Raw genomic sequence first — 3,731 nt, 5'->3', positions numbered from 1 at the left:
ATCGGCCATATAGTTATCGCATGAAGCGACAAGGTCGCGGTTTCTCAGCTAAGGGTGCAGGGAATATAGCGGCGATTATTTCAGCACGTAAGAACGGAACGTTTCTCAAAGCCTTAACAGATAAAACACCTGAGCTTTTAGCGGAACTCCAGCCGGAGTTCAAAGGGGCTGTAAGAGCAGCCTTGAAGAAAAGTAAATCCAGACCATCAATAGGTGTGAAAATTGGCAGAGTAGCTAATTATGGCTCCTCTTCAAGCCCAATGGGGCAATTACAGAAATTGTTTAGTTAGAGAGAGATTTTAAGCTTTTAAAAGATACTAAAAACATAGCTCGAAGAGAAAAAATAAATAGTGTTTCAGATTTCTAGAATAAATTTCCGAGAATAACTTTACACATACCTTTCTGTAGAAAATCTTGCTAGTCTCTTTAAGCTTTGCTATAATACAAGTGCTTAATACTTATGTAATCTGAAACGGCGTGACTTTTGACTATTCAAAATAACAGCCCTTTTTTTTATGCACGTATTAAATGATTAAGGGTAAGAAATCAATTACTGGAGGTCTTTTATATGGACTATAAACAAATCATTGCGGAAGCAATACATGAACAACTGCACGAAAACCTTGAGTTGAATGAGATCAAGGATCTGCTTGAAAAGCCCAAACATACGGATCACGGGGACATCGCTTTCCCTACTTTCCAGCTGGCTAAACTATTCAGAAAAAATCCGGCTCAGATCGCTCAGGAAGTCGGCGAATCCATCTCTTCACCGCTTATCGACCGCCAACAGGTCGTGGGACCTTACATCAACTTCTTCCTTAAAAAAGAAACGGTCTCAAATGCTGTCCTGAAGGAAGTCGTTGCTGAAAAAAATAACTTCGGCAATCTGAAGATTGGTAACGGCGGCAACGTCCCGATCGACATGTCTTCTCCCAATATCGCCAAACCGATGTCCATGGGCCACCTGCGTTCGACCGTTATCGGTAATTCGTTAGCGAACATCATGGAAAAAGTGGATTACACCCCTATCCGCATCAACCACTTGGGCGACTGGGGCACACAGTTCGGCAAGCTGATCACCGCTTATAAAAAATGGGGATCTGAAGAAGACGTCAAAAAAGATCCGATCAAAGAACTGCTGCGTTTATACGTGAAATTCCATGAGGTAGCTGAAGATGATCCTTCTCTTGAAGATGAAGGCCGCTTATGGTTCAGAAAACTGGAAGACGGGAATCCTGAAGCAGTGGAGCTTTGGACCTGGTTCAGAGAAGAATCACTCAATGAGTTCAACAAAGTCTACGACCGTTTGAACATCAGTTTTGATTCCACAAACGGCGAAGCCTTCTATAATGACAAGATGGAGGACGTCGTCAAGATCCTGGACGACAAACATCTACTCTCTGCCGATCAGGGTGCACACATCGTCGACCTTGAAAAGTATGATTTGAATCCGGCCTTGATCATGAAGTCTGACGGTGCAACACTTTATATGACCCGTGACCTGGCGGCCGCCTTGTATAGAAAGAATACCTACGACTTCGCCCAGTCCCTTTATGTTGTGGGACAGGAACAGTCGAACCACTTCAAACAGTTGAAAGCTGTTTTAAAAGAAGCTGATTTTGAGTGGGCAGACGACATCCACCACATCCCATTCGGTCTGATCACCAAAGACGGCAAGAAACTCTCGACCCGTAAAGGGAAAGTCGTCTTGCTTGAGGAAGTACTGAACGAAGCGAGCTCTCTCGCCCTGCAGCAGATCGAAGAGAAAAATCCTGGGCTGCCGAACAAGGAAACCGTAGCTGAACAAGTCGGTGTCGGCGCTGTTGTCTTCCATGACTTGAAGAACGACCGTCTGAACAACTTCGACTTCACGATCGAAGAAGTGGTCCAGTTTGAAGGCGAGACCGGTCCTTATGTTCAATACACCCGTGCACGTGCCATGAGCATCCTGGGTAAAGCCGGTATTTCTGACTTTGATGCCGCTGACGATTTTGAACTCAGCGACGAATACAGCTGGGAAGTCATCAAGGTGCTTCAGGAATATCCGCACACAGTGAAGCGTGCCTTCGATAACTACGAACCGTCTATCATTGCGAAACACGCGATCCATCTGGCTCAGGCCTTCAACCGTTTCTACGCAAACGTCCGTGTCCTCGACGAACATGAAGAAAAAGATGCCCGTCTGGCCCTGGTCTTTGCCGTGACCGAAGTACTGAAAGAAGATCTGCGTATCCTAGGCGTCGAAGCACCTAACGAAATGTAAAGATTTTGATCAAAACCGCGTCTCCCTCGTCATTCACGGGAGACGCGGTTTTTTTTTTGAAAACACCTTGGTTCACTTATACCAAATTGCCGACTGAGTGATACTAAGTATTTTTTATTCACTTTCTTTATCTTCTTCCTGTTCTTCAATTTCTTCTTCTGTTGCATTTTCGCGAGGATTTTCTATTTCCGGCAGATCTCCCTCGATTTCAACAGCATTTGTCTCTCTGTCACAGCCGACAAGAAGCATTCCAGCTGTCATTACCTAGCCAGCAATTGAGTAAACTTTTTCATCTCGGCAGTCTCCTTTATGTTTGCCGGTTATTTCGGTAAATATTATAGAATCAAAAATAAAAATATTCATATTTGAATAACCTACTATGAACATAATACCGTTTAAAAACATAACACTTTGATGATCCTGTATCTGCTCTATATCAATATAGAAGGAAGATTTAGGAATTTTTGAAAAAAAAAAAGGATGGGACTTATTTCGTTCCATGATCCTCTCCCTTTCAAGGACACATTTAATAGCAGGCAGAAGAAATATGACGTTACTGGCTGTGCCTTTACCATCTCAAAGGTGAAAGCTGCTTTGAGTGGGTAAGCCATTCGTGGGGACTACCAACTGGCAAATATTTATATCTTCGAGCTAGTAGACTATGTTCTAGGCTTACTAGGTCAAACATGATTTTCTATCGATATGGTACGGAAATATGAAAGCTTACCAACTGGAATTCACTTATTCAAATGAGGAAGTAAACATCGAGCTACGCACACCATCTCTCTCAGCTTTCACCCCATGAGTTAGTACGCACTCCTCTGGGCTTACAAGCTCGAGTACCATCAGCTAATCCAGTTGGTCGATCAGTCATTTTCAATACCTGTTCAGATACACCTACGCTCCTAAGTGGGACATATTCTTTGTCAAAGCCCCAAAAGGGTGAGGCTGGAACAATAGTCCTGCGTTTAAAAGAGGAAAGCGTAAAAAGCAACGCTATTTTGTAGACTATTACAAAATAGCGTTGCTTTTTTTAATTGCTAGAGTTTTGCTCCAGCGTCTTATTACTTGTTGCGTTCATTTTTTAGTCTAAAATCTGAATATCCAATTGCTGACGACCAAAGGCCCAGGCGTCGTCAACATTTTCCATGTGCAGGTCGATGCGGTTTCCGATGATTGCACCACCGGTATCGCCTGCTATAAATTCACCATACCCAGGAATGTAAACCCGTGATTCCAGTGGGATGACATCAGGATCGACAGCGATCACGCGAGGATTTTCTCTTAAATCGATGCCTAAGAAAGTAAAGTTGCTTAATGAAGGCTGATTTCTGGAATAGGCTGTCGCTTCAACTGACATCCATTGGCCTGACTCTTCTTCAGCAGCCACTTTAGCGGCAGCCTCTTCTTCAGCTTTCTGCTCAGCGGCAGCCTGAGCAGCGGCTTCTTCTTCAGCTTTCTGTTCCGC

Annotated in this window: 4 protein-coding genes and 1 pseudogene; 2 read left to right on the top strand and 3 right to left on the bottom strand. The window is 43.8% G+C overall.

Annotated elements, in window-relative coordinates; genetic code table 11:
* Positions 1–290 (top strand): annotated as a pseudogene (locus tag BM049_RS11825) (ISLre2-like element ISDsu1 family transposase); the annotation flags it as partial.
* Positions 291–568: 278 nt separating this feature from the next.
* On the top strand, positions 569–2,263 hold the full coding sequence (gene argS / locus BM049_RS07785; RefSeq protein WP_091530174.1) for an arginine--tRNA ligase: 1,695 nt from the start codon (positions 569–571) through the stop codon (positions 2,261–2,263).
* A 114-nt stretch (positions 2,264–2,377) separates the two neighbouring features.
* On the opposite strand, the gene BM049_RS11820 is transcribed toward argS, so the two are convergent.
* The 3 genes from BM049_RS11820 to BM049_RS07775 all read right to left on the bottom strand — a co-directional run.
* A complete protein-coding gene (locus BM049_RS11820; RefSeq protein WP_177188641.1) occupies positions 2,378–2,524 on the bottom strand; it encodes a hypothetical protein in 147 nt (48 codons plus the stop codon).
* 3 nt (positions 2,525–2,527) lie between these two features.
* Positions 2,528–2,764 carry a hypothetical protein gene (locus tag BM049_RS07780; protein ID WP_091530171.1) on the bottom strand — a complete coding sequence of 79 codons (237 nt, stop codon included), beginning with the start codon at positions 2,762–2,764 and terminating at the stop codon, positions 2,528–2,530.
* A gap of 583 nt (positions 2,765–3,347) precedes the next feature.
* Positions 3,348–3,731, bottom strand: a 384-nt coding sequence (locus BM049_RS07775; RefSeq protein ID WP_177188640.1) for a 3D domain-containing protein, incomplete at its 5' end; no start/stop codon positions are given.

It is taken from the genome of Alkalibacterium subtropicum, from assembly GCF_900112455.1.
Taxonomy (GTDB): domain Bacteria; phylum Bacillota; class Bacilli; order Lactobacillales; family Carnobacteriaceae_A; genus Alkalibacterium; species Alkalibacterium subtropicum.
Note: the sequence above shows the minus strand (reverse complement) of the source record. Positions and strands in the feature narration are given on the sequence as shown.

Excerpts from the sequence above, each read along its gene's own strand:
- argS (WP_091530174.1), top strand. The coding sequence starts at position 569 with ATGGACTATAAACAAATCATTGCGGAAGCAATACATGAACAACTGCAC.
- BM049_RS11820 (WP_177188641.1), bottom strand. The coding sequence starts at position 2,524 with ATGACAGCTGGAATGCTTCTTGTCGGCTGTGACAGAGAGACAAATGCT.
- BM049_RS07780 (WP_091530171.1), bottom strand. The coding sequence starts at position 2,764 with ATGGAACGAAATAAGTCCCATCCTTTTTTTTTTTCAAAAATTCCTAAA.